Origin of the sequence: Bradyrhizobium sp. BRP19, assembly GCF_020194195.1 — a bacterium.
Classification (GTDB): domain Bacteria; phylum Pseudomonadota; class Alphaproteobacteria; order Rhizobiales; family Xanthobacteraceae; genus Bradyrhizobium; species Bradyrhizobium yuanmingense.
In genome coordinates this window covers 458,425-482,568 of record NZ_JADYVZ010000005.1, presented here as the reverse complement: position 1 = coordinate 482,568, position 24,144 = coordinate 458,425, and the positions used below count along the sequence as shown (strand labels likewise).

General features: G+C 65.4%; 20 protein-coding genes. 8 read left to right on the top strand and 12 right to left on the bottom strand.

Annotated elements, in window-relative coordinates; genetic code table 11:
* The first annotated feature begins 11 nt into the window (after positions 1 to 11).
* Genes I6F36_RS19705 through I6F36_RS19695 form a run of 3 tightly spaced genes read left to right on the top strand, consistent with a single transcriptional unit; the run spans position 12 to position 1,479 of the window.
* Positions 12 to 614 carry an RNA polymerase sigma factor gene (locus I6F36_RS19705; RefSeq protein WP_346277103.1) on the top strand — a complete coding sequence of 201 codons (603 nt, stop codon included), beginning with the start codon at positions 12 to 14 and terminating at the stop codon, positions 612 to 614.
* On the top strand, positions 611 to 1,039 hold the full coding sequence (locus tag I6F36_RS19700) for a hypothetical protein (protein WP_225130207.1): 429 nt from the start codon (positions 611 to 613) through the stop codon (positions 1,037 to 1,039). The genes I6F36_RS19705 and I6F36_RS19700 overlap by 4 nt, the downstream gene beginning before the upstream one ends.
* On the top strand, positions 1,036 to 1,479 hold the full coding sequence (locus tag I6F36_RS19695; RefSeq protein WP_225130206.1) for a periplasmic heavy metal sensor: 444 nt from the start codon (positions 1,036 to 1,038) through the stop codon (positions 1,477 to 1,479). Before I6F36_RS19700 ends, I6F36_RS19695 begins: the two co-directional genes overlap by 4 nt.
* 387 nt (positions 1,480 to 1,866) lie before the next feature.
* Here I6F36_RS19695 and murA read toward each other — a convergent pair whose 3' ends face one another.
* The 9 genes from murA to rpsT form a co-directional block, all read right to left on the bottom strand.
* Positions 1,867 to 3,159, bottom strand: a complete 1,293-nt coding sequence (murA, locus tag I6F36_RS19690; RefSeq protein ID WP_225130203.1) for a UDP-N-acetylglucosamine 1-carboxyvinyltransferase — start codon at positions 3,157 to 3,159, stop codon at positions 1,867 to 1,869.
* Positions 3,160 to 3,288: 129 nt separating this feature from the next.
* Positions 3,289 to 3,756 carry a hypothetical protein gene (locus I6F36_RS19685; protein ID WP_225130201.1) on the bottom strand — a complete coding sequence of 156 codons (468 nt, stop codon included), beginning with the start codon at positions 3,754 to 3,756 and terminating at the stop codon, positions 3,289 to 3,291.
* Positions 3,757 to 3,964: 208 nt separating this feature from the next.
* Positions 3,965 to 6,400, bottom strand: coding sequence for a DNA topoisomerase (ATP-hydrolyzing) subunit B (gyrB, locus tag I6F36_RS19680; protein WP_036002622.1), 2,436 nt, complete (start codon positions 6,398 to 6,400; stop codon positions 3,965 to 3,967).
* 387 nt (positions 6,401 to 6,787) lie between these two features.
* Complete coding sequence (locus tag I6F36_RS19675; RefSeq protein ID WP_225130199.1) at positions 6,788 to 8,950, bottom strand: hypothetical protein; 2,163 nt, start codon at positions 8,948 to 8,950, stop codon at positions 6,788 to 6,790.
* A gap of 120 nt (positions 8,951 to 9,070) precedes the next feature.
* Positions 9,071 to 9,805: a hypothetical protein gene (locus tag I6F36_RS19670; protein WP_225171976.1), complete on the bottom strand. Its 735-nt coding sequence runs from the start codon at positions 9,803 to 9,805 to the stop codon at positions 9,071 to 9,073.
* Between the two features lie 108 nt (positions 9,806 to 9,913).
* The gene (gene recF / locus I6F36_RS19665) at positions 9,914 to 11,050 is read right to left on the bottom strand and encodes a DNA replication/repair protein RecF (protein WP_225171975.1); all 1,137 of its coding nucleotides are present in this window, start codon (positions 11,048 to 11,050) and stop codon (positions 9,914 to 9,916) included.
* A 161-nt stretch (positions 11,051 to 11,211) separates the two neighbouring features.
* Complete coding sequence (gene dnaN, locus I6F36_RS19660) at positions 11,212 to 12,330, bottom strand: DNA polymerase III subunit beta (protein WP_036002613.1); 1,119 nt, start codon at positions 12,328 to 12,330, stop codon at positions 11,212 to 11,214.
* Positions 12,331 to 12,588: 258 nt separating this feature from the next.
* Entirely contained in the window at positions 12,589 to 13,998 is a 1,410-nt protein-coding gene (dnaA, locus tag I6F36_RS19655) for a chromosomal replication initiator protein DnaA (RefSeq protein ID WP_036024069.1), read from the bottom strand.
* A 1,273-nt stretch (positions 13,999 to 15,271) separates the two neighbouring features.
* Positions 15,272 to 15,538: a 30S ribosomal protein S20 gene (gene rpsT / locus I6F36_RS19650; protein WP_036002606.1), complete on the bottom strand. Its 267-nt coding sequence runs from the start codon at positions 15,536 to 15,538 to the stop codon at positions 15,272 to 15,274.
* 422 nt (positions 15,539 to 15,960) lie between these two features.
* On the opposite strand from rpsT, the gene I6F36_RS19645 reads away from it, so the two are divergent.
* Both I6F36_RS19645 and I6F36_RS19640 read left to right on the top strand, forming a co-directional pair.
* Positions 15,961 to 16,278, top strand: a complete 318-nt coding sequence (locus tag I6F36_RS19645; protein ID WP_025033220.1) for a hypothetical protein — start codon at positions 15,961 to 15,963, stop codon at positions 16,276 to 16,278.
* Positions 16,279 to 16,412: 134 nt separating this feature from the next.
* Entirely contained in the window at positions 16,413 to 17,159 is a 747-nt protein-coding gene (locus I6F36_RS19640; RefSeq protein WP_036002627.1) for a polysaccharide biosynthesis/export family protein, read from the top strand.
* A gap of 145 nt (positions 17,160 to 17,304) precedes the next feature.
* Here the strand turns inward: I6F36_RS19640 and I6F36_RS19635 are convergent, their stop codons facing one another.
* The 3 genes from I6F36_RS19635 to I6F36_RS19625 form a co-directional block, all read right to left on the bottom strand.
* Complete coding sequence (locus I6F36_RS19635) at positions 17,305 to 17,979, bottom strand: dienelactone hydrolase family protein (RefSeq protein WP_225143002.1); 675 nt, start codon at positions 17,977 to 17,979, stop codon at positions 17,305 to 17,307.
* A gap of 200 nt (positions 17,980 to 18,179) precedes the next feature.
* Entirely contained in the window at positions 18,180 to 18,515 is a 336-nt protein-coding gene (locus I6F36_RS19630) for a hypothetical protein (protein WP_225171974.1), read from the bottom strand.
* A gap of 24 nt (positions 18,516 to 18,539) precedes the next feature.
* The gene (locus I6F36_RS19625) at positions 18,540 to 19,304 is read right to left on the bottom strand and encodes an alpha/beta fold hydrolase (RefSeq protein WP_225171973.1); all 765 of its coding nucleotides are present in this window, start codon (positions 19,302 to 19,304) and stop codon (positions 18,540 to 18,542) included.
* A gap of 486 nt (positions 19,305 to 19,790) precedes the next feature.
* Here I6F36_RS19625 and I6F36_RS19620 point away from each other — a divergent pair, with 486 nt between their 5' ends.
* From I6F36_RS19620 to I6F36_RS19610, 3 genes are all read left to right on the top strand, one after another.
* The gene (locus tag I6F36_RS19620; RefSeq protein WP_025033225.1) at positions 19,791 to 20,282 is read left to right on the top strand and encodes a (2Fe-2S)-binding protein; all 492 of its coding nucleotides are present in this window, start codon (positions 19,791 to 19,793) and stop codon (positions 20,280 to 20,282) included.
* The gene (locus I6F36_RS19615; protein WP_225171972.1) at positions 20,279 to 22,561 is read left to right on the top strand and encodes a molybdopterin cofactor-binding domain-containing protein; all 2,283 of its coding nucleotides are present in this window, start codon (positions 20,279 to 20,281) and stop codon (positions 22,559 to 22,561) included. Before I6F36_RS19620 ends, I6F36_RS19615 begins: the two co-directional genes overlap by 4 nt.
* Positions 22,562 to 22,980: 419 nt before the next feature.
* Positions 22,981 to 24,075: an HD-GYP domain-containing protein gene (locus I6F36_RS19610; RefSeq protein WP_036002556.1), complete on the top strand. Its 1,095-nt coding sequence runs from the start codon at positions 22,981 to 22,983 to the stop codon at positions 24,073 to 24,075.
* Positions 24,076 to 24,144: the final 69 nt, after the last annotated feature.

Below are 24,144 nucleotides of genomic sequence, written 5' to 3'. Positions count from 1 at the left end.
ATCGGTTCGCAATTCTCGGCTACGATGTCCGCAGGCCAGAGCAACAGATCGATGTGATGGAAGAGCCATCGGACGAGGCCTTGATGGCGGAGGTTTCGGCGCAGCGGCAGCATGCGTTTCGCGTCCTCATGCGGCGCCATATGCCTCGGGCGCTGCGGGTCGCGGAGCGGATCGTGCGCGACCCGGCCGAGGCCGACGACATCGGCCAGGAGGCGTTCATGCGGGTTTGGACGCACGCAGCCTCGTTCGATCCGCAGGTTGCGAAGTTTACGACCTGGCTCTACCGCATCGTCCTCAACCTGACCTTCGATCGCACGCGGCGGCGAACGTTCCTGCCGCTCGAAGACGCCGGCGACGTACCCGACATGGGACCGCACGCCGTCGAGCGGCTGATCGCGGATGAGGAGCTCAGTCTTCTCAATCGCGCGATGGCCGGCCTGTCGGACCGGCAGCGCGGCGCGATCGCCCTCTTCCACATGGAGGGATTGAGCGGCGAGGAGGCCGCCAAGGCGATGGACGTCAGCGCCAAGGCGTTCGAATCGCTGCTGGGCCGCGCCCGCACGGCGCTCAAGGCAAATGTTCAGAAAATACAGCAGACGGGGAGCCACGTATGACGCCCGAACAGTTCAGACAATTGGCCGAGACATGGGGAGGTGAGATCGAGCGCTGGCCCGCACCGACGCGCGAGGCCGCGCGGCGGATTGCGGCGACCGCGGAAGGCGCTGCGGTCCTGGACCAGCAGTCGCGCCTCGACCGGCTCCTTGCCGTCGCCCCGGAGATCGAGACGGCGAGGGTGGATCGTTCGAGCTTTCTGGTCCTGCAAAGGCTCGCCGCCATCCCGCAGCAGCATAGGCCGGCATGGCATCGTCGCCTGTTGCGCTGGCCGGCGCTCGTTCCCGCCGCAAGTCTCGCCTGCTCTGTGATGGTGGGTGTGTGGCTGGCGGGGGCGCTGCCCTACGCCCACGCGCCGTCGGACCCCCTGTCCGTCATGAGCGGCGTCTTCGACATCTACGCAATCGGCTATGGATCGGTGCAATGAAGTTCCGGCGAGAATGGTCCACTCCCTGGCGGGCGCTCATGCTGCTGTCGCTGTGCGTCAACGTCGCCCTGTTTACCTATGTCTCGGCGCAATGGCTGCTACCCGGCGGCTTTCGACCGGGCGCAGCCGTGCCGCTACGCATGATCGAGCGTGTCGCCGAAAGACTTCCGGCGGAAGACGCGGAGATCCTGTGGAGCATCTATCGCGGCAAGGAGGCGGAGCTGGCCCCGCTCCAGGCCGAGTACCGGCTCGCGCTGATGAAGGCGATGAAAACGGCGGCGCAGACGAATCTCGACAAGGCCGAGCTGGAAGCAGCCGTGAAGGATGCCCGCGACAAGCGCGTGAAGATTGGCGACCTCGTCGTCTCGACCTTCGTCGAGATGCTGGAACGAATTTCAGCGAAAGGACGCCGACAGCTCGTCGGCGGCTATTTTCGCTGAGTCGCGCAAAGTGAACGAGGGATTCGGCCCGTCCAGACGTATCACCTACATCGATGTCTGCGAATTGGTGGAGATGATATGGTGCAACGATTTGACAGGACGGCAAGCGGACCAGTGGTGAGGTTCTCGCATCGGACGGCCGTCTACGTGCGTGCGGGTCTTGCGGCCGCGAGTCTGATCGCACTTCTCGTGTTGTTTCTTTCGCAAGCCTCCGCAGGTGATGCGCGGAGTGAGGCAAAGCAGGCCTGCAAGGCAGACTATTCACGGTTCTGCGCCGGCACCATGCCCGGGAGCGGCCGCATCCGCAAATGCCTCGGCGACAATTACGCGAGCTTGTCCGCGGCCTGCAAACAGGCCTTCGACGCGAATCCGCCAAAATAGAACAGGTTAGCCCCGCTCCGGCACGCGCTTGATCTTCGCACCAAGCGCGTTCAGCCGCTCCTCGATGCGCTCATAGCCGCGCTCGATCTGGTCGGCGTTGTTGATGGTCGAGGTGCCCTCGGCGCAGACGGCCGCGAGCAGCATCGCCATGCCGGCGCGGATGTCGGGCGAGGTCATTGTGGCGCCGTGCAGGCGGCTGGGGCCGGCGATGATGGCGCGGTGCGGATCGCACAGCACGATGCGCGCGCCCATCGCGATCAGCTTGTCGACGAAGAACATCCTGGATTCGAACATCTTCTCGAACATCAGGATCACGCCCTCGCATTGCGTGGCGGTGACAATGGCGATCGACATCAGGTCGGCCGGGAAGGCCGGCCAAGGCTGGTCCTCCAGCTTCGGCACATGGCCGCCGAAATCGTCCTGGATCTTCAATGTCTGGTTGGAGGGCACGATAAGATCATCGCCCTCGATGCGGCAGACGATGCCGAGCCGCTCGAAGCCCATGCGGATCGAGCGCAGATGCTCGACGCCCGCGCGCGCGATGCGCAAGGGCGAGCGCGTCACGGCGGCAAGCCCGATCAGCGAGCCGACCTCGATGTGGTCGGGCTGGATCCGGTACGTCGTCCCGCCGAGCGTCGCTTGACCATGGATGATCATGGTGTTGGTGCCGATGCCTTCGATCCTGGCGCCGAGCGCGACCAGGAAATTGGCGAGGTCCTGCACATGCGGCTCGGAGGCCGCGTTGCGCAAATAGGTGATGCCGTCGGCGGCGACCGCCGCGACCAGCGCGTTCTCGGTGGCGGTGACGCTCGGCTCGTCCAGGAACACGTCCGCGCCCGCGAGCTTTGGCGCGCGGAATTCGAGCCGATCGGTCGCGGTGACCTTGGCGCCGAGCTGCTCCAGCGCGAGCACATGCGTGTCCAGTCGCCGTCGGCCGATGACGTCGCCGCCCGGCGGCGGCAGCATCACCTCGCCGCAGCGGGCGAGCAGCGGCCCGGCGAGCAGGATCGAGGCGCGAATGCGCACGCACAGTTCGGGGTCGAGGTCGGCGGCGCGGATGCTCTTGGCGTGGATGTGAAGCGTGTTGCGCGCGGACCATTCGGCCGACGCGCCGACCGAGCGGACCAGCTCGACCAGCGTCTCGGTGTCGCGGATCCGCGGCACGTTCTCCAGCACGACCGGATGCTCGGTCAGCAGCGCGGCGGCGATGATCGGCAACGCCGAATTCTTATTGCCGGACGGCTCGATCGAGCCCGAGAGCCGGTGACCGCCCTCGACGATGTATTGGATGGGCGCCACGGGGTTCTCGCTGTCCTGTTGAGTGGGAGGGCCTGTTTCGGGCGGAAACTACAGAGATTTGAGCGCGGGAGCAATTGTGCCGGCTGGGACCCGCACACGTCCGTCCGTCGCTTGTGGCAGGACCCGCCCTCAGAACAACCCGATGATACTCCCGACCACATAGAGGAACGCGATCAGGATCAGGACGCCCATCAGGAAGAAGGAGATTTCGATGGCGATGGCGCCGGTGCCGAGTGCGGCGGCGACAGCGGCAAGGAGCCGTTCCTCCCGAAAGATCAGCGAGAGCACCGACAGCAGGATGGCGAGCAGGCCGAGCGAGATCGCCGTGACCGATGCGATATCACGCCAGCTTCTTCCAGCCGACTTCTCGAGGTCCGGAGCCTTGAACTCCACGCCCTTCACCTTGGCGACGATGCGGTCCTTGATGCGATGTCCGGTGTCGACGATCACCTTGTCCGCCGGCGGCGGCGGAAACACGATCGGCACGACCCAATGCGGCAGCACGGCCACCATCAGCGCCAGCACGCCGACAATGCTGCCGATGATGCCGAGACGGCGTGAGGGCGCGGCGGAGCCGGTCGTTGCAGAGGCGGTCATGGCGCGACATTTCCCGGCCGGAATTGGCCTTGCGGGGTCATGCCGTTTCGTCGCGATGGCGGGTGGGGAGGTTCAGGGCCGGATTGGTGCTGCCGTCATGCCAGGGCTTGTCCAGGCTTGTCCCGGGCATCCACGTTCTTTGTTCCGCGGGGCAAGACGTGGATGGCCGGGACAAGCCCGGCCATGACGCCGCGGAAGCAGCGAGCCCTCAAATATCGATCGTCGCGCTCAGCGAATGTTCCTGAATGAAATCGCGGCGCGGCTCGACGACGTCGCCCATCAGCTTGGTGAAGATGTCGTCGGCCTCGTCGACCTCCTTGACCTTCACCTGGAGCAGCGAGCGTGCCTCGGTGTCGAGCGTCGTCTCCCAGAGCTGCTCCGGGTTCATCTCGCCGAGGCCTTTATAGCGCTGCAGGCTGATGCCCTTGCGACCCGAATCGGTCACGGCCTCGAACAGATCGACCGGGCCGTGGACCACGTGCTCTGAATCCTTGCGCCGTAGCTTGCCGGAGCGGGCGTAAACGTCCTGGAGCTTGGTCGTGTATTCGTCGAGCTTGCGCGCCTCGGCCGAGCCAAGCAGCGCATCGTCGATGACGGCGGCTTCCTTGACGCCGCGCACGGTGCGCTCGAATAGGAAGCCCTGGCCCTCGATGAATTGTCCGACCCAGCCGCGCTCGACCTCCTCGGCCTGGTTGTCCAGCCGGCTCGCGATGTATTGCGCGGCGGCCGCCGCCTTCTCGGGATCGCCGTAGATCTCCTTGTTCAGCACGCCGGTGATGGCGGCCTGCTCGACCACCTTGCGATTATAGCGGCTGTGCAGGTTGCGCAGGACGCTGCGGACTACGCGGGCGTCATCGACCAGCGCGCGCAGATCGCGCCCGGAGCGGTCGCCGCCGGTGCCGGGGATGTACACGCAATCATCGAGGCCGGCGTCGATGAGATAGTCTTCCAGCGCCCGCTCGTCCTTCAGGTACTGCTCGGACTTGCCGCGTGAGACCTTATAGAGCGGCGGCTGGGCGATATAGAGATAGCCGCCATCGATGATGTCGCGCATCTGCCGGTAGAAGAACGTCAGCAGCAGCGTGCGGATGTGGGCGCCGTCGACGTCGGCGTCCGTCATCACGATGATCTTGTGATAGCGCAGCTTCTCGACCGAGAACTCGTCGCTGATGCCGGTGCCGAGCGCGGTGATCAGCGTGCCGATCTGCTCTGACGACAGCATCTTGTCGGGACGCACGCGCTCGACGTTCAGGATCTTGCCGCGGAGCGGCAAGACGGCCTGGAACTCGCGGTTGCGGCCCTGCTTGGCGCTGCCGCCTGCCGAGTCGCCCTCGACGATGAAGAGCTCGGACTTGGCTGGATCCTTTTCCTGGCAGTCGGCGAGCTTGCCCGGCAGCGAGGAGACCGAGAGCGGGCTCTTGCGCGTCAGCTCGCGCGCTTTTCGCGCAGCTTCACGGGCCGCCGCGGCCTGGATCACCTTGCCGACGATCATCTTGGCTTCGCTCGGGTGCTCCTCGAACCAGGCGGCAAGCGCCTCGTTAAGGACGTTCTCGACCACGGGGCGCACTTCCGAGGACACCAGCTTGTCCTTGGTTTGCGACGAAAACTTCGGATCGGGCACCTTCACCGAGAGAACGGCGGTGAGCCCTTCGCGGCAATCGTCGCCGGTCAGCGCGATCTTTTCCTTCTTGGCATTGGCCTCGGCATAGCCGTTGACTTGGCGCGTCAGCGCGCCGCGGAAGCCGGCGAGATGGGTGCCCCCGTCGCGTTGCGGGATGTTGTTGGTGAAGCACAGCACGTTCTCGTGGTAGCTGTCGTTCCACCACAAAGCGGCCTCGACGCCGATGCCGTTGGCTTCCGAGCGCACCATGATCGGCGCCGGCACCAGGGCCTTCTTGTTGCGGTCGAGATATTTGACGAACTCCTCGACGCCGCCGGAATAGAACATCTCCTCGCGCTTCTCGACCGCGTGGCGCATGTCGGAGAGCACGATGTTGACGCCGGAATTGAGGAAGGCGAGCTCGCGTAAGCGATGCTCGAGCGTGGCGAAGTCGTATTCGATGTTCTTGAAGGTCTCGGTCGAGGCCAGGAACGTCACCTCGGTGCCGCGCCGGCCCGGCGCCTCGCCGACCACCTTCAGCGGTGCGACGGCATCGCCGTGAGCGAACTCGATATAGTGCTCCTTGTTGTCACGCCAGATGCGCAAGCCGAGCTTGCTCGACAGCGCGTTGACGACGGAGACGCCGACGCCGTGCAGGCCGCCGGAAACTTTGTAGGAGTTCTGGTCGAACTTACCGCCGGCGTGCAGCTGGGTCATGATGACCTCGGCCGCCGAGATGCCTTCGCCCTTGTGGATGTCGACGGGAATGCCGCGGCCGTCGTCGCGCACGGTGACGGAATTATCCGCGTTGAGGATCACCTCGACGCGCGAGGCATGGCCGGCGAGCGCCTCGTCGATGGCGTTATCGACGACTTCGTAGACCATGTGGTGCAGGCCCGAGCCGTCGTCGGTATCGCCGATATACATGCCCGGGCGCTTGCGGACGGCATCGAGTCCCTTGAGCACGCGGATCGATTCCGCGCCGTAATCGCTCGCGTTGGAGGGCTCGTTTTCGGCAGCGTGCTGCCGAGCAGGTTCTGTCATGAGAGGCCTTCGAGATGTCGCCCGAATCAGCGGCGCAAAAGGCGCTGATTTGCGGGGCTATTTGTGCCATGAAAGACCGCTTGCGCCTAGCGCAAAGTATCCTCCGGCAACCCTTTGAGCAGATAGGGTTTTTCGGCCGGTTTTCAAGGCGCCGGAGGGCCGATTCTGGGCGCCGCAAAAAGCCCGATTCGAGGGCAGTTTTTTGCCTCGAAAAGCCGTGGATTTTGCGGGGCCAGGAAGAGTGGTTTTGGGGCACCTGAAACTGATTCATCGATCGCCGTCATGCCCGGCCTTGTCCTGGCATCCACGTTCTTGGCGTCGCGGAAGACGTGGATGGCCGGGACAAGCCCGGCCATGACGATACCGCGAATCTGAAAGCGTGCAGCCTCAATACATCTGCAGCGGCAGCACGTCGCCGCTCGGGCCCACCAGAAGGCCCCAGGCCTCGCCGGCGGCAACGGTCAGGGACTCGCTACGCGCAGGGCGGCCGGGCAGGCGCAACGCGTACACGTATTTGCCGGGCGGTAGGTCGAGCATCGGGCCTTTCGGTGATTGCGGGCCGCCGGCGCCGGCTGCGATCTTCACCGTCTGCTTGTTGATCGTCAGCGCGACCTCGTTCGCTGCCATGTTTCCGAGCATGAGCCGCGCTTGTCCCGCCTTCGGCATGATCTCGGCCTTGGCCGCGGCATCGGCATTCTTCTGCGCCAGGCTGACCGTGGTCTCGCCCTTGGCGCGGCCGAGCTTGAGCACGGCGGGACCTTGCGGCGAGGTGAAGTCGATCTGCGCGCGTTCCGCGGACACGGCTGCGCCGTCGGTCTTCTCCTGCCAGCCCAGCTTTGCAAGCTCGGCCCGGTAGAAGGCGAGGACCTCGTCGAGCGAAGCGGGGATGCGGGCCTCGAGCTCGCGGCGGAGCGGCGCTTCGCCTCCGGGTATCTTGGTGGTCGCGAGCGATTTCGACGAACGCTGCGTCGGTACCGGCAGCGGGGACTCAGGATCGGGCTTGAGCGGCTCGGCGGATTTGGCCTGAACCTCCACCTCCGCGCCGGCCGCAGCCTTGGCCGCTTCCGTCACCAGGCCCGATCCGTCGGCGCGGACATTCACCTTCGGGCCCATCTGCATCACCGTCATCGAGATCGACTTGCCGCCCTTCGAGAACGCCATCACCGCCATGTTCGGCTGGTTGATGACGGAGGGCTGCTCCTTCCAGCCCGAGCTCTTCAGCGCCGTCCGATAGAAGCTGCTGAGCGCCTTCACGCTCGACTCCGAGGAGAATTCCAGGTGGCCGTCGCCGCCTTCGAACGTCACGGCTTCGGCGTTTTCGGGCAGCGGCACCGGCGTCTTGCCGTCAGCGAGCGCGGTGAGCGGGGCGTCCGACAGGGAGGCGGCCTGCGTCTTGCGCCTGATATCATCGGCCGCAATGAGCTGCTGAGCCGTACCCAAGGCATCGCTCAGGAACCTCGCGTCGGCCTCCTTCTTCGCCTTGGCGCGAGCGGCGAGCGCGGATTCCTTCACCTGCGCGGTCAGGCTGACCATGGTGAAATCATATTTGCGGCCGAGCCGCAGCACACCGGTTTCATCAGTGTTGGAAATCTTGATCGCCACCTCGTCGCCGGGCGCGAGCGGCGCGCGGCCGTCCTCCTGCCAGCCGCGCGCGGTGAGCTCGCGCTGGTAGAAGGCGAGCACGGCGGGCAGCTCGGCGATCGCGGCGGCCGAGATCTCGCGCTTGTTCGAGTTGGCGCTGCCGAGGCCCCGCGCAGATTTGGTTGGCTTCGGCCGTGGCAGGCCGGCCATGTCGTCGTCGGCCTCGAGCACCTCCGGCAGTGCGAACGGCGCCACCCTGATCTCGACATTGGTGCGGCCATCGTCGCGGCGCGTCAGGGTCAGCATCACCGGCTTCTGGTAGATGTGCGTCGCGTCGCGATCGGGGTGGTCGTAGAAGACGCGAACGCCGTTCGGAACGGCTCCGGCAAGATCGGCGTTCGGCCAGCGCGATGCCGTATCGGGGTTCAGCTTGCGCCATCCCATCGCCGCCATGTCCTTGGTAAAGAATGCTGCGGTCGCATCGAGCGCGCCGGGCGCAATGCAGCTGAGATAGGGCCGGGTCTCGTCGAACACGAGATCGATCGCACCTTCCGGAAAGGGCACGTTCGCATAGATCCGGTTCGGCGTGTAGAACACGGCGGACTGGTCGGGTCGCCCGCGCGCCTGTGTGAAGGAAACGCGCAGCCCCTGCCGTCCCTTCTTGAAGGTCAACGCTGCGCTTCTCTCATCCAGGGGATACACATAGGGCACCCAGCCGTCGGCGCTCAGCAGCTTCCTGGTCGCGTCCGACGTGGCGGCAAGCGGGGTCGGCACGGTGTAGATCACGCGATAGGTGTCGGGACGCGAAGTGTCCTCCACCGCACCGTCGAGCCGCGGCAGCGTATGGACGTCGACGATGCCATCGTCTGCCGCGCCGGCGGGACGCGAGGGGATCACTATCGCGAGAATGCCGCAGGCAAGCAGCAGCCATCTTGCCGGGACTTGCGCCCCGCGCCGGGTCATCGGCATCGTCAAAAAACTCCTGGATGTCGCGCGGGTCGTCTTGCCCTTGCGCATTGGCGGGCTGCGGCGCCGTCGGCGCGGCCTCAGACGAGAAGTCGCGCCGGGAACCGGAGAGGTTCAACAGGCTCAGTACAGCTGCAACGGCGGCCAGGCGTCACCGTCGCGCCCGACCGTGAGCTCCCAGGTGTCGCCGGCGGCGACGGTGAGGATGTTCGTGGTGGCGGGTTGGCCCGGGACGCCCAGCCTGTACGAATATTCGCCCGGCGCGAGGTCCAGCGCGACGGCGTTCGCGCCGGCCGGGCGCGGGATGGTCCGCCCGTTGATGGTGAGGACCGCTTCCTTGTCGCCGATATTGCTGAACACCAGCTTCGCCTGGCCGGGCTCGGGCAGCACGTTCGCCTTCGTCGCCATGTCCGCGTTCTTCTGCACCAGATGAACCGAGGTGCCGGAATCCTTGCGGTCGAGCTTCAGCGCGGCCGGCCCCAGCGGCGAGACGAAGGCGAGCCGGACGTGATCGGCGTTGATCACGGCGCCATCATGCTGCTCTTGCCAGCCGAGCTTGCGAAGCTCGGTCCGGTAGAAGGCGAGCACGTCGCTGATCCCCGCGGGCACGGTGGCCTCCAGCCTGACGCGGAGCGGCGCGTCGACGCCCTGCATCAGCGTGGTGTGGATCCCCCTGTAAGTATAGCGGGTCGGTGCGGGCAGCTTGGCATCGGAATCCAGCGTGAGCGGCGTCGGAAACAGATGCGGCAGCGAGGCACCGGCGCTGGCCGCGAGCATGCACATCGCAAACAGGGCGAAGCCGCACGCAAACAACTGCCATCGTGCCGGGGCTTGCGCCCCATGCCTCACCGCCGTCATGCTCATGCTCCAAGGATGTCGCGCATGTCCGAGTGCTGCGCGATGGCCGCTTCTTGCGGCCTCAAGCAGCTAGTCGCGATCTGGAACAGGCGGGTTCAATGCGGCGGCCTAGCTGCGGGCCGAGACTCGTCCGCTCTCGACGTCAAACACTTCGCCCCCCGCGCCGATCTCGGCGAAGGCGGCAGGATCCGCACCGGTCAGCCACACCTGCGCGCCGAGCTTCTTCAGCTCATCGAACAGCGCCGCCCGGCGGTTCGGATCGAGATGCGCAACCACCTCGTCGAGCAGCAGCAGCGGCACGATGCCGGTCATCTCGGCGACCAAGCTCGCATGCGCCAGCACGAGGCCGATCAGCAGCGCCTTCTGCTCGCCGGTAGAGGCATCGCGCGCCGGCATGCTCTTGGGCGCGTAGATCACCTGGAGGTCGGTGAGATGCGGGCCGTCGGTGGTGCGGCCGGCGATCGCATCGCGCGGGCGGTTGTCGCGCAGGATCTGGCGGTAGCGGTCCTCGACCGAGGTCGCGGTCTCCTCGAGCAGCGCATTCTCCATCCAGCCGTCGAGCGCGATCTGAGCGGACGGAAATGCGAATGCCTGTGCGCGCGCGTTGAGCATGCCGGTGAGCCTTGCCGCGGTCTGGCCGCGCGTGGCCGCCACCGCGACGGCGAGTTCGGCCGTCTCGCGCTCGATCGCGTCGCACCAATGGTCGTCGTAATTGCGCGTCTCCAGCAGGCGGTTACGCGAGCGCAACGAGCGCTCGAGCGCGTTGATGCGGCTGGAATGCTCGCTGTCGATGGCGAGCACGAGACGGTCGAAGAAGCGCCGCCGTTCGGACGCTGCGCCCATGAACAGCCCGTCCATGGCCGGCGTCAGCCACACCATGCGGATATGATCGCCGAAGGCGCTGGCCGAGCCCACCGGCTCGCGGTCGATGCGGCAGCGCCGGCTGACCGTGGTATCCGCGCGCGGCGCATCGATGCCGGTGCCGAGCGTCGCCAGCCCCAGCGCGCCCTCGACCTGCGCCGACACCGCCCAGGAGCCGTCGCCCTGGTTGTCGGCGACATCCTCCAGCGTCGCCCGGCGCAGGCCGCGGCCCGGCGACAGGAACGAGATCGCCTCGATGCAATTGGTCTTGCCCGCCCCGTTCGGCCCGACCAGCGCCACCAGATCAGCCGCCGTCTCGAGCCCCGCCGCCCGGTAATTGCGAAAATGCGTCAGCGTCAGCCGATAAATGCGGGAGGGGGTCATGAGATCCGTTTTCCGTCATGCCCGGCCTTGTGCCGGGCATCCACGTTCTTGGCTCCGAAGACGTGGATGGCCGGGACATAGGCGGAGCAAAGCGACGCCGTCCTTTCGGACGGCTACGCCGGCCATGACGATGTAGTGACAGGTGTGGATGCCGGTAGGTCTCACACCCGCATCGGCATCAGCACGTACAGCGCGCTCTTGTCGTCGCGGTCCTGCACCAAGGTCGGCGAGCCGGGGTCGGCGAGGCGGAGCGTTGCGACGTCGCCTTCGATCTGGGCGGCGATGTCGAGCAGATAGCGGGAGTTGAAGCCGATATCGAGCGCGTCGGAGGCGTATTCGACCTCGAGCTCTTCGGTCGCGCTGCCGGAATCCGGATTGGTCACCGACAGCACCAGCTTGCCCGCCGACAGCGACAATTTGACCGCGCGGCCGCGCTCGCTCGAAATCGTCGAGACGCGGTCGACCGCGTTCTCGAAATCCTTCTTGTCGACGACAAGCTCCTTGTCGTTGTTCTGCGGAATGACGCGGCCGTAATCGGGGAAGGTGCCGTCGATCAGCTTCGAGGTCAGCACGACGTTGCCGATGGTGAAGCGGATCTTGGCCTGCGACAGCTCGATCGTCATCTCGGCCTCGGTGTCCTCGATCAGGCGCTGCACCTCGCCGACCGTCTTGCGCGGCACGATCACGCCGGGCATGCCCTCGGCGCCCTTGGGCTGCACCAGGTCGAGCTGGGCGAGGCGGTGACCGTCGGTGGCGACACCGCGCAGGGTGGCGGCCTTTGGCGTGCCGGCGGCATGCAGATAGATGCCGTTGAGGTAATAGCGCGTCTCCTCGGTCGAGATCGCGAACTGGGTGCGGTCGATCAGCCGCTTGACGTCCTTGGCGGCGAGCGAGAACGAATGCGACATGTCGCCGGCGGCCAGATCCGGGAAATCGTTCTCCGGCAGCGTCTGCAGCGTGAAGCGCGAGCGGCCGGCGCGGATGGCGAGCACGGCGCGGTCGCCGTCGGCCTCCAGCACGATCTGCGAGCCGTCCGGCAGCTTGCGCACGATGTCGTAGAACATGTGCGCCGGCACGGTGGTGGAGCCCGCGGTCGCGGTTTCCGCCGGCAGCGTCTCGGTCACTTCGAGGTCGAGGTCGGTCGCCTTCAGCGACAATTTCGCGTTCTCGGCGCGCACCAGCACGTTGCCGAGAATCGGGATCGTGTTGCGGCGCTCGACCACGCGGTGGACATGGCCCAGCGACTTCAGCAGTTGTGCGCGTTCGACCGTAACCTTCATTGCACTACTCGCCCGATCCCTTAGGAAAACACAGCGTTGAGAAGGCCGGGCGGCGGGACGCGCGCCACGGCATCGAAGACCCCGACCGGCCGGATCATTCCTGCCGATATGACCAAAGCCGTCTGGGTCGCGCAAGGTGGCGCGGATAGCCCGCAGATTCAAGGCATTGGGGCCAGTTCCCCACGATTTACCGCCTCAAAACGAAGACGCCGCCCAGGCAAGCCGGGGCGGCGGGAGCAGGGCGGGAGCCCTAGGCCTTTATTCCTGAAGCTGGCGCTTCAGCGATTCCACTTCCTCCGACAGCGCGGTGTCCTTGGAGACCAGCGCCTCGATCTTGCGCACCGCGTGCAGCACGGTGGTGTGGTCGCGCCCGCCGAAGCGGCGGCCGATCTCGGGCAGCGAGCGCAGCGTCAGCGTCTTGGCGAGATACATCGCCACCTGGCGCGGGCGCACCACGTTGGCGGTGCGGCGCGAGGACAAGAGGTCGGAGCGGCTGACATTATACTGCCGTGCCACCACGCGCTGGATGTCCTCGATCTTGATCCGCTTGGGCTCCTGCGGCCGCACCAGGTCGCGCACCTCGTGCTCGGCCATCTCCAGCGTCACCGGCCGGTTGTTGAGCTTGGAATGCGCCAGCAGCCGGTTGATCGCGCCTTCGAGGTCGCGGCCGTTATGGGTGATGGTGCGCGCCAGATAATGCAGCACCTCCTCGGGCACCTCGAACGTGGCGTGATGGGCGCGGGCCGCCGCGACGCGCGACTTCAGGATGCCGTGGCGCAGCTCCTCGCCGAGCGATCCCATCTCGACCACGAGCCCGCCGGCGAGCCGCGAGCGGACGCGATCGTCGAGGCTTTCCAGATCCGATGGCGGACGGTCGGCCGCGATCACGACCTGGCGGCCGGCGTCGATCAGCGCGTTCAGCGTGTGGCAGAACTCGGCCTGCGTCGACTTGCCCTGCAGGAACTGGAGGTCGTCGATGACAAGCACGTCGATGCCGCGCAGCGCTTCCTTGAAGGCCAGCGCCGTCTGCGTCTTCAGCGCGGCGACGAAGCCATACATGAATTTTTCGGCCGTGAGATACAGCACCTTGCGCTCGTTGCCGGAATTGCCGGCCCAGGTCACGGCCTGCAAGAGATGCGTCTTGCCGAGGCCGACGCCGGCATGGATGTAGAGCGGGTTGAACATCACGGGGTCGCCACGACGCCCTTCGGCGACCTGGCGCGCGGCCGCATGGGCCAGCGTGTTGGAGCGGCCGACGACGAAGCTCGCGAAGGTCAGGCGCGGATCGAGCGGCGAGCCGCCGAGCGCGTCGTGATTGGCCGAGACCGGCGCGGTCGCGGTCGAGCGCAATTCCGGCATCGGCGCGCGGCGCGCCTCGACCGGCGCGGGCGCTTCCTTCGGCTGCGCCGAGGGGCGCACGGCGGACCGCACCGTGAGGTCGATGCGATGCACTTCCGGCATCTCGGCCTGCCAGCACGACAGCACGCGCTCGGCATAATGGGCCTGAATCCAGCTCTTCAGGAACCGCGTCGGCACCGAGAGCCGCACGCTCTCGTCCTGCACGCCTTCCAGATCCATGCGCGCAAACCAGCTTGTGTAGACGTCCTCGCCAACGCTCGAGCGCAGCCGACCCTTCACGCGTGACCAGCGATCCTGTTCCATTGTCATCGTCAGAAAACTTCTCTTGAGAGATATAGTTGCGTTTGTGAGCGCCATGCAGGGTTCCTGCCACGGTCCCTGAAGTGGCGCGACCTCGAGCGAGTCCATCGTCGGGCATGGCTCGACCGTTCGGCGCGAACGCCGCGGGTCAGATCAGCGATGTCAGAGATGGTGGGGTCGCGAGGTCAGCGCGTACTCGGCGCTCCGTCACGCGCGGGAGGCTGGAAATCCGACGGGGCTGAAACGGCATCGTTGGAAAAGGAAACGTGCTGCAATACCGCGTTGAGTCCGTAAGACATGATACCTCCCCGTCCTGCCGTGATCGCTCACGACAAGGTCCTGCGTGTCCTAAAGACAACCGCGCCGTACTCCTGTCGCGGATGCCTGCCCAAATGTACTAGTCGTCCGCTCGACTTCGCCACCTTGCGTGCCGGGATAGCTTCGCGATGTCTCTCATATGAGCCTGGCGCGAGTAGATGCGCCTGGCGCGAGCGGGAAAGGTCCCGCTTGGAAACATTCAGACAAAGAGCTACCATTCCCACATTGCTGTGGGTTTTGCACCGACATCACTTTTTGAAGCGTCGCCTACGTGCACACCGCCGCCGATTTGCACGCTCGCCCCGTTTCCTAAACCGCGCTGGTCTGAAGATCGTGGGCGCCGCTGACTGGGTTAAGGAATACACTAAGCGGAAAGACTCGCAACGAAATTGATTCACAGTTGAGCCGTCAAAAAACTTGACCTCGGTTAACGTCGCACAGGAGTTGTTCACAGGCTGCGAAGCAAGTTTTTGAATCCGTGCACAGAATCGAGAAGGCCGCGCGTCATGTGACAATTCTCGTTCAGCGCCAAATTATTTTTATAAATTCGTCATGCGCCCGACGTGCGGGCGAATTTTCCAAATGCTTGTCGCTGCTATGTTGATAAGTGATTATCGAGCCATCGCTTTTCGAGACTCGTTTTGCAGGGTAACTCCACCGTGACACACGTTCCGGTGAATCTACGGTGTGCAGAACTCTCATCGGCCATCGATTCAATTCGCGCCCGCCTCACAGGGGTTTTTTGCAACGCAGTGAAGTTTCCTCTGTTGCAGAACATCGGCAGGTAGAATTACGGAATGAAGACTGACGCAGACGATGTAAATCATCCAAGCGAGGCGTGAGCCTCGCGTGACTGCTTGCGTGAATGTGACAGTCAACAAAAAAGCCCGGCGCGAGGCCGGGCTGTTTGACGCGCTGACCGGATCGACCGATCAGGCGATGTCGCCAAGATGACTTAGCAGATTTACTTCGCGAGCTTGGCGATCTGCGCGGTGAGGCGCGAGACTTTGCGGCTGGCGTTGTTCTTGTGAATGATGTTGCGCTGGGCGGCGCGCATCAAGGCGGGCTCGGCCGTCGCGAGCGCCTTCACGGCAGCGGCGCGGTCGCCGCTCTCGATGGCTTCCTCGACGTTGCGCACGGCGCCACGCATCTGGGTGCGGCGCGACTTGTTGACGGCAGTGCGGCGGGCGATCTTGCGCGTCGCTTTCTTGGCGGAAGTGGTATTGGCCATGGTCTCAATGTCCTTTGCGGGTACCGGTCGCGTCTTGGTCGGGTAGCGCCGGCTTGCTTGACCGCGGAATCGACGCTCGGATTTAGGGTGTTCGGTTGCTGGGCCGTTCCCGGAACATGAGCGACCGCCTTGCGGCTGTCTCTGAGGCTCCAAGGTGTCTTCAAGCTCGGATGAGTCCTGAAGCCCAGGGTGCCTGCAACTGCTCAAAGAACAGCGGCGGCGGGATTGCGCCCACCGCCAGTTGGCGCCCTTATAGAGAGGGTCTTTCGCACCGTCAACGCTTTCGGGCGCCGGAAACGCGCCTTTGGCGGCCTGGATGAGTGCCGTAACGCCCTGAAGAGGTTGAATTTCTGCCGCCGCCCGGCTATTGGCTGGCATCGTTCCGAAAAGGTCGTCCGCTTCGACGGCCATCTAGGTGAGGCATGATCCGCGGCTTTTTCCGACTGATAGGGCTGTTGCTGCTCGCCGGCGGGTTCATCTTCATGGTCTATGACGGCGCCCGCTGGGTGGCCGACCAGACCCTCAAATTCACCCGCTTCGGCCAGTTCTGGAACGATATCAATCAGGCCAGCCAATCGGCCTTCCGCACCTGGGTCGAGGCCAAGGCGCCCTGGCTCTGGACCTCGGTGATCCGCCTGGTGCTGGAGCAGCCGGTCTTCGCCGTCCTCGGCATTCTCGGCATCCTCCTGATGATCTTGTTCCGCCCGCGGAAACCGCTGATCGGCTATTCCCGGGATTGAGCCTGCAGCTGGCACCCGCGTAACAGCGCTGCCTCTTACCCTCCCCCTCCAGGGGAGGGTTGGAGCCCCACTCAACGCTTTATTAACCATAACCGGTGCATCACTGGAGCCGTCTCGTTTCGAGGATGGGTCCGGTGCCGGTTGCACGCGCGTTTCGATGGTCGAACTTGGCGTCCTTGGCAGCGTCCGCCGCGCTCGCTTTGGGCGGCTGCATGCAGACCGCAACTCCCGTCGCGATGGTGCAGCCTCGTCCCGATCTCGATGCCATGGCCTATGGCCAGCCCTATAATGCGCCGCGGCCGGTCGTCGTCGCCAATAACGGCGGTGGCGCGATCGCAGCGCTCAGCAATTCCTTTGCCGCTTCGCCCGCACCGATGCCTGTCGGCTACGCCGCGCCGATGGCGGTGCCGGTGCGCAATGGCCCCTCCTACCATCTCGACGCCGGCGACAAGCTCCGCGTCGTGGTCTACGGCCAGGAAGGTCTCACCAACAGCTATGCGATCGACGCCGGCGGCTCCATCACCATGCCGCTGATCGGCGCGGTGCCCGCCCGCGGCCGCACCACGGCGGGGCTGGCCGGCGAGATCGCCGCACGCCTGCGCAACGGCTACATCCGCGAGCCTTCGGTGGCGGTCGAGATCGAGACCTATCGTCCGTTCTTCATCCTCGGCGAGGTCCTCGCGCCCGGCCAATATCCCTACGTGCCGAACATGACGGTTGAGAGCGCGGTCGCCATCGCCGGCGGCTTCTCGCCGCGCGCCAAGCGCGACATGGTCACCGTCACGCACACCGAGAACGGCGGCGCCATGCGCGCCGTGGTGCCGCTCGGCACGCCGCTCGCGCCCGGCGACACCGTGTTCGTCGGCGAGCGCTGGTTCTAGGATTCAAGCCCGACTCTCTCCTTCGTCATTCCGGGGCGCGACGAAGTCGCGAGCCCGGAATTCATTCATCCACGAACGCTGACGCACGATGGATTCCGGGCTCGCGCTGCGCGCGCCCCGGAATGACAGTGGAAAGAGCCGCGCGCTACTTCGTCAAATGCGTCGCGAAGAACGCCATGCTGCGCGGCCAGGCGATGTCGGCGCTGGCCTTGTCGTAGCTGGCGCGCTCGTCGCAATGGAAGCCGTGCTGGGCACCCGGATAAATGTGGACTTCGACCTCGGGCCGCTTGGTCTTGACGGTCTCGACGTCGGTCAGCGGAATGCCGGCATCCTTCTCGCCGAAATGCAGTTGGGTCGGTACCTTCGGCACCTCGTCGGCGAAGCGCACGACGGCGCCGCCGTAATAGCCGATTGCCGCCTTCAGGCCGGTCAGTCGCGTCGCCGCGACGAAGGCGATGCTGCCGCCTAGGCAAAAGCCAATGATGCCGACGGGCCCGACGCTTCTGACCGCATCGATCGCAGCCTGCGTGTCGCGCAGCATCGCGGCCCAGTCCGGATTGGCCACGAACTTGCGCGCCTCCGCGATCTCGTCGGGCGAATAGCCCGACTGGAAGTTCGGCGCCGTCCGGTCGAAGATCGACGGCGCGATCGCGACATAGCCTTCCCCGGCGAGGCGGTCGCAGACCGAGCGGATGTGGTGATTGACCCCAAAGATCTCCTGGATCACCACCACCGCGCCCTTCGGCGTGCCGGCGGGATCAGCGCGATAGGCGCCGAGCTGGAAATTGTCCGAGGCTGTCAGCTTGATGTCCTGTCCCACGCGGGTTGTCCTTCTTGGTTGGTATTGATCCGAGGTCGCGTTCGTTCCACGCGCTCGTCATGCCCGGGCTTGTCCCGCCTGCGCGGCCGAAGCCGCTTCGGCGAGGCGAAGGCCCGGGCATCCACGTCTTGTCTCAGCGCGAGAACGTGGATGGCCGGGACAAGCCCGGCCATGACGATCCGGAATATCGGCCCTCAACACTACTCCCACATCCAGTTCTCGCCGTAATCCTCCTTCCATCCGGCCAGCCGGCCGTGGCGGAATTGCAGGAACAGGCGATGGCGATAGGGGATCAGGCCGCTGCCGCCGATGTTGCGCAAGGCGAGATAGATCTCGTGGCCGGGACGTCCCCGCACATATTGCAGCTTCTGCCCGAGCGCGCGTGCGGTCTGTTCGGCATCCATGCCGAAGGCGAGCGGAATGTTGTTCGACAAGGTCGCGGCGAAGGGCTGGCGCGGCGGCACGGCGCCGATCGGCTCGGCCTGCGCAGATAGCGACAGCAACATCGTGCCCGCAGCCAGCATCATCAGCTTCATCGCCTGTGTCCCTGCTCGATCCGCCTATGCCGGCAAGTTCTTCAGGAAAGGCACGACCGCGTCAACAAAAGCCTCGGGCTGATCGATGTTGACGGCGTGTCCGGCCGCGGGGATCACGGCCTTTTGTGCGCCCGGGATCTTTGCCGCCATATAGTCGGACGCGGCGAGGAACGGGGTGTCGTCGGCGCCGACCACGATCAGGCTGGGCACCTTGATCTCAGGCAACAGCTCCATCACGCGCGCATCGCGCTGGGTCAGCATGCCGCGCGCGGCGAGCGCAAGCCCGCTGGCGTTGCGATGGTTCGCGGTGGCGCGCTCGCGCGTCGCCGATTTCAGCACATCGAGGCCTTCGCGGTCGAGCCGGTCGGCCGTGGCGAGCGCTCGCGCGTTCCAGGCTTCGCGCGCATCGTCCTTCCTGAAGCCGGGGCCGGTGTCGATGATCAGCAGCGCGCGGGCCCGCTCCGGATGTGCGCGATAGAACGCCAGCGACATGTAGCCGCCGAGCGAAAGCCCACCGATGATGGCGCGCTTCGCGCCGACCGCATCGAGGATCGCCGCCATGTCACCGACCGTGAGGTCTTCGCTATAAGCACTCGCATCGTCAGGGTAATCGGACTGGCCGTGGCCGCGCATGTCCCACAGGATCAGCGTGTGGTCCTTCGCCAGCGCGTCGATTTGCCCATGCCACATCGCCGAGGTCGAGGAATAGCCGTGGGTGAGCAGCAGCGGCGGCCCGTTGCCATGAACCTCGTAGTAGATGTTGACGCCGTCGCGATTGATCTCCGGCATTGCTTCCCGCCCTTTCTTTTTTTCTCGCCGCGACATCGGCGCACCCTCTCCCCTTGTGGGAGAGGGTGGCTTCGCTGAAAGCGAAGCCGGGTGAGGGGTCTCTATCCGCGCATGACTCTCTCAATGCGAGTGCGCGGATACAACCCCTCATCCGGCGCTTCGCGCCACCTTCTCCCACAAGGGGAGAAGGAAGAAAGCGGCGGCAGCTGCACCTTAGCTCGCTAAGTTACCTCGAAGAAACTGCCTGAATGCGTAGCACGCATGCCGGAGGCATGCGCTGTTGTGTCCAGTGGCTGCGTCGACGCCCTTGGCGCGGCGCACAACGGGCGAGTGTGGCGAGCGCTTTTTCGACTCGTTCCAAATTGCATTTGCCTCCGCGCCGGAACGCGATCATTCTCGCCGGCAAGGCTGACGCCAGCCCGGTGGGCGTCCGCCATTCAAATTGCCGCCGTAAGCGGCTTCATGCACCGGCAGGGGAAGACGCCTATGCCAACTCTCACCATCAACGGGCGGAGTCTGTCCGTGGATGCGGCGAACGACACGCCGCTCCTCTGGGCGATCCGCGAACAATTGCAGATGACAGGCACCAAGTTCGGCTGCGGTGCCGGGCTGTGCGGTGCCTGCACCGTGCACGTCAACGGCGAAGCCGTGCGCTCGTGCCAGACCATGCTCAGTGACGTCGCCGGCAAGAAGATCACCACCATCGAAGGTCTCTCCGCCAAGGGCGATCATCCCTTGCAGAAGGCCTGGATCGCCGAGCAGGTGCCGCAATGCGGCTACTGCCAGTCCGGCCAGATCATGCAGGCGGCTTCGCTGCTCGCCAAGAATCCCAATCCGACCAAGGAAGAGGTGGTCGCCCATATGGACGGCAATCTCTGCCGCTGCATGACCTATTCGCGGATCCAGAAGGCGATCATGCGCGCCGCATCCGAGATGCGCACCGCCTCGGCCACCTCGAGCGAGCGGAGGCCCACATGAACGAGCATGTGAAGAAATTGACGCCCGAGACGACGGATCTCAGCCGCCGCTCCTTCCTCGTCGGCACCGCCGCGACCGGCCTCGTGCTCGGCTATGCCGGCGTGCCCGGCATCGAATCGGCAGCCGCCGCGCCCGCCAATTTCGAGCCGAGCGTGTGGTACGCGATCGCGCCGGACGGGCTTGTCACCGTGACCTGCGGCAAGGCCGATATGGGCCAGCACATCGCCTCCACCATGGCGCAGATCGTCTGCGAGGAATTGGGCGCGAAATGGAGCGACATGCGCGTGCAGCTCGCCTCCAACGATCCCAAGTTCAACGATCCCGTGCTGGGCGCGCAGATCACCGGCGGCAGCTGGTCGACCATGATGAATTTCGAGGCGATGAGCCGGGCCGGCGCCGCCGGGCGCATCGCATTGACCGAAGGTGCCGCCGCCGCCACGGGCGTGCCGGCATCGGAGCTCGTGGTGCGCGATTCCATGATCGTGCATCCGAAATCGAAGAAGCAGATGTCGTTTGCCGATGTCGTGAAAAGCGGCAAGGCGACGAAAACCTTCACGCCCGACGAGCTGAAGGCGATCAAGCTGAAATCGCCGGACCAGTACACCATGATCGGCGTCTCGGTTCCGCAGCTCGACATCCCTTCAAAGACCAACGGCACGGCCAAGTACGGTATCGACGTGATGCTGCCGGGCATGGCCTATGGCGCGCTGGTCACGCCGCCGGTGCGCTTCGGCGCCACCGTGAAATCGGTCGACGACAGCGCGGCAAAGAAAGTGCCAGGCTTCATCAAGGCCGTCACGCTCGACGACAAGACCGCAACGACGTCGGGCTGGGTCGTCGCGGTCGCCAGCACCTACGCCAACGCCAAGAAGGCCGCGCAGGCGCTGAAGATCGCCTATGACGCGGGTCCGAACGCGAAGCTATCGAGCCAGTCGCTGCTCGACGAGGCCAAGCGGCTGCACAAGCTGGACGATTCCGGCCAGTTTTTCGTCAAGGACGGCGATCCCAATGCAGCCTTCGGTTCGGCGGCCAAGGTGGTGGAGGCCGAGTACACCACCAGCATCAACATCCACGCGCCGCTGGAGCCGATGAACGCCACTGCGGAGTTCAAGGGCGACATCCTGCACATCTATTCCGGCAACCAGTTTGCGACGCGCTCCGGCGCGATCGCGGCGGGCGCTGCCGGGATCGATCCGAAATTCGTGGTCATGCACCAGATGTGGCTGGGCGGCGGCTTCGGCCGGCGTCTCGATGCCGACATGATGATTCCGGCGGTGCAGGCGGCCAAGGCCGTCGGCAAGCCGGTGAAGGTGATCTATTCGCGCGAGAACGACATGACGATGGATTTCTCGCGTCCGCTCACCTACCAAAAGGTGAAGGCCGGCGTGGACGGCGATGGCAAGCTCATTGCGATCAGCCACGACGTGGTCTCGGCCTGGCCGACCGCGCGCTGGGGAATCCCCGATTTCCTGACGCCCTCGGTCGACAAGAAGGGCCCGCTCGATTCCTTTACGGTGAACGGGGCGGACTTCTTCTACACCGTGCCCAACCATTATGTGCGCGCGATCAAGAACGAGCTCGCGCACAACGCTACGCCCTCCGGCCAGCTTCGCTCGGTGGCGCCGGGCTGGACCTTTTGGGCGGTCGAAAGCATGATCGACGAGATCGCGGCGGCGACGGGCAAGGATCCCGCCCAGTTCCGCATCTCGTTGCTCGACGGCGCCGGCAAGAACGACGGCGGCGCGCAGCGCTTGCGCAACACGCTGCTCGCCGCGATGGGACTGTCCGGCTACGGCACCAAGCAATTGCCGAAAGGCGAGGGCATGGGCGTCGCCTGCGTCTCCTCGCAGGAGCGGGCGACCGCGAGCTGGACGGCGTGCGTGGCTCACGTCGCCGTCGCGCCGTCGGGGGAGGTGACCGTGAAGAAGCTCACGGTCGCAACCGACGTCGGCACGCAGGTGCATCCCGACAATGTCCGCGCCCAGGTCGAGGGTGCGGCGCTGTGGGGCCTGTCGCTGGCGATGTACGAGAAGGCGACGCTGAAGGACGGTGGCATCGAGCAGACCAATTTCGATGGTTACACGCCCTTGCGCATGAGCCAGACGCCCGAGGTCGCGATCGCCGTGATCGCCAATGGCGAGAAGGCCACCGGCGTCGGCGAGCCCGCGGTCACAGTGGTCGCGCCGGCCATCGGCAACGCCATCTTCAATGCCAGCGGCGCCCGCGTCCGCGCCCTGCCGATCACCGCGGAAGCCGTGAAGGCGAGCATGAAGGCGTAAGTCGAGCCGTGATTGCCAAATGAGCTGATCCGCCGGAGGGCAACCTCCGGCGGATTTGTTTTGGAGCCGCCTCCACACCCTCACCGTCATGCCCCGGCTTGACCGGGGCATCCAGTACGCCGCGGCTTCTCGGTTTCAGCCGGACCGTCTCAGCGTACTGGGTCGCCCGGTCAAGCCGGGCGACGACAGCGGGGGGCGGGGCGATAGCGTCCAAAATTCCCCTTATCCATCAATGCCCGTTCTACTGTGCATGGGGTTGTTTTCGCCGGTTGTGAAATTCTCCCCTGAACCCCAATCCGTAAAATTGCGTGCGATTCCCCAAGGTTCCATTGAGCACGCCTCTTAAGGGCCGGAGAACCTGATCCGGCTTAGGCTGATAGGCCAATACGCCCGAGTTTCCGGTCCTTGTGGGGGAAGCCATGAACGCCACAGCCAAATCCGCCGCCAAACGCCGGCTTCTGCTCGCCTCCGATCGGAGCGACGGGAGCAGCGAGCTCGCCAGCATCCTGAAAGCGGTCGGCGACGTCTCCACGGTGAAGACGGACGAGATCCCCGCCCAGCCCTCGCGCGATCTCTCCGGGCTCGTGGTCGACATCAACCTGCGCTCGCCCGACAGCGTGCAGCGGGTCCGCAACAAGCTGCGCGGCGATGCCTATCGTTCGATGCCGCGGCTGTTCGTGCTCGCGGACGCCCTGCATCACGGCACCATGCAGGCCTGGGCGTTAGGAGCCACCGACACCATCTCACGGCCGCTCCAGGCCGAGGCCATCCTGCAGCGCATTCGCGCCGCCTTCCCGGACACCGCGGCCTATGACGCGACCGATCGCGGCAAGACGCTCAACCGCGGCGTCGAGGCGGCGCATGCGGTGCTGACCAAGATGTTCGAGAAGCTGCCGCTCGGCGTGGCCCTGACCTTCGACGACGTCATCGCCGCCGAGAGCAAGATCCTGAAGGCGATCAAGCATTCCTCGCTGCGCGAATGGCTCACCACGGTCGGCTGTCACCATGTCGGCAGCTACCGCCATTGCCTGTTCGTCACCGGCTTCGCCGTCGCCTTCGCCCAGCATCTCGGCATGCGCGAGGACGACCAGCGCCGCCTGACCCGCGCCGCGCTGCTGCACGACGTCGGCAAGGCCTTCGTTCCGGCCTGGCTGCTCGACAAGCCCGGCAAGCTCACCGACGAGGAGATGGCCGAGGTCCGCCAGCATCCGCGCCGCGGCTATGATGCGCTCGCCGCGCAAGGCGGCTTCCCGCCGGAGATGCTGGACGTGGTGCTGCATCACCACGAATTCCTCGACGGCTCCGGCTATCCGAACGGCCTGTCGTCGAACCAGATCAGCGACATCGTGCGCCTGACGACGATCGTCGACATCTACGCCGCGCTGGTGGAGAAGCGCGCCTACCGCATGCCCTTCACCCACTCCCGCGCCTTCACGATGATGGAAGGCATGGGCGGCAAGCTCGACCAGCAGCTGCTGCAGGCGTTCCGTCCGGTCGCGCTGGGGTCGTTCTAGTCGGGATGCCGTAGTCGTAGGGTGGGTTAGCCTCGCGGCTGCGCGAAGCGCAGGCGCCAGGCGTAACCC

What these genes read in the sequence shown, in the direction of transcription:
- I6F36_RS19700 (WP_225130207.1), top strand. Translation starts at nt 611, where the DNA reads ATGACGCCCGAACAGTTCAGACAATTGGCCGAGACATGGGGAGGTGAG.
- I6F36_RS19695 (WP_225130206.1), top strand. Translation starts at nt 1,036, where the DNA reads ATGAAGTTCCGGCGAGAATGGTCCACTCCCTGGCGGGCGCTCATGCTG.
- I6F36_RS19685 (WP_225130201.1), bottom strand. Translation starts at nt 3,756, where the DNA reads ATGACCGCCTCTGCAACGACCGGCTCCGCCGCGCCCTCACGCCGTCTC.
- gyrB (WP_036002622.1), bottom strand. Translation starts at nt 6,400, where the DNA reads ATGACAGAACCTGCTCGGCAGCACGCTGCCGAAAACGAGCCCTCCAAC.
- I6F36_RS19675 (WP_225130199.1), bottom strand. Translation starts at nt 8,950, where the DNA reads ATGCCGATGACCCGGCGCGGGGCGCAAGTCCCGGCAAGATGGCTGCTG.
- I6F36_RS19670 (WP_225171976.1), bottom strand. Translation starts at nt 9,805, where the DNA reads ATGACGGCGGTGAGGCATGGGGCGCAAGCCCCGGCACGATGGCAGTTG.
- recF (WP_225171975.1), bottom strand. Translation starts at nt 11,050, where the DNA reads ATGACCCCCTCCCGCATTTATCGGCTGACGCTGACGCATTTTCGCAAT.
- dnaN (WP_036002613.1), bottom strand. Translation starts at nt 12,330, where the DNA reads ATGAAGGTTACGGTCGAACGCGCACAACTGCTGAAGTCGCTGGGCCAT.
- dnaA (WP_036024069.1), bottom strand. Translation starts at nt 13,998, where the DNA reads ATGACAATGGAACAGGATCGCTGGTCACGCGTGAAGGGTCGGCTGCGC.
- rpsT (WP_036002606.1), bottom strand. Translation starts at nt 15,538, where the DNA reads ATGGCCAATACCACTTCCGCCAAGAAAGCGACGCGCAAGATCGCCCGC.
- I6F36_RS19645 (WP_025033220.1), top strand. Translation starts at nt 15,961, where the DNA reads ATGATCCGCGGCTTTTTCCGACTGATAGGGCTGTTGCTGCTCGCCGGC.
- I6F36_RS19630 (WP_225171974.1), bottom strand. Translation starts at nt 18,515, where the DNA reads ATGAAGCTGATGATGCTGGCTGCGGGCACGATGTTGCTGTCGCTATCT.
- I6F36_RS19625 (WP_225171973.1), bottom strand. Translation starts at nt 19,304, where the DNA reads ATGCCGGAGATCAATCGCGACGGCGTCAACATCTACTACGAGGTTCAT.
- I6F36_RS19620 (WP_025033225.1), top strand. Translation starts at nt 19,791, where the DNA reads ATGCCAACTCTCACCATCAACGGGCGGAGTCTGTCCGTGGATGCGGCG.
- I6F36_RS19615 (WP_225171972.1), top strand. Translation starts at nt 20,279, where the DNA reads ATGAACGAGCATGTGAAGAAATTGACGCCCGAGACGACGGATCTCAGC.
- I6F36_RS19610 (WP_036002556.1), top strand. Translation starts at nt 22,981, where the DNA reads ATGAACGCCACAGCCAAATCCGCCGCCAAACGCCGGCTTCTGCTCGCC.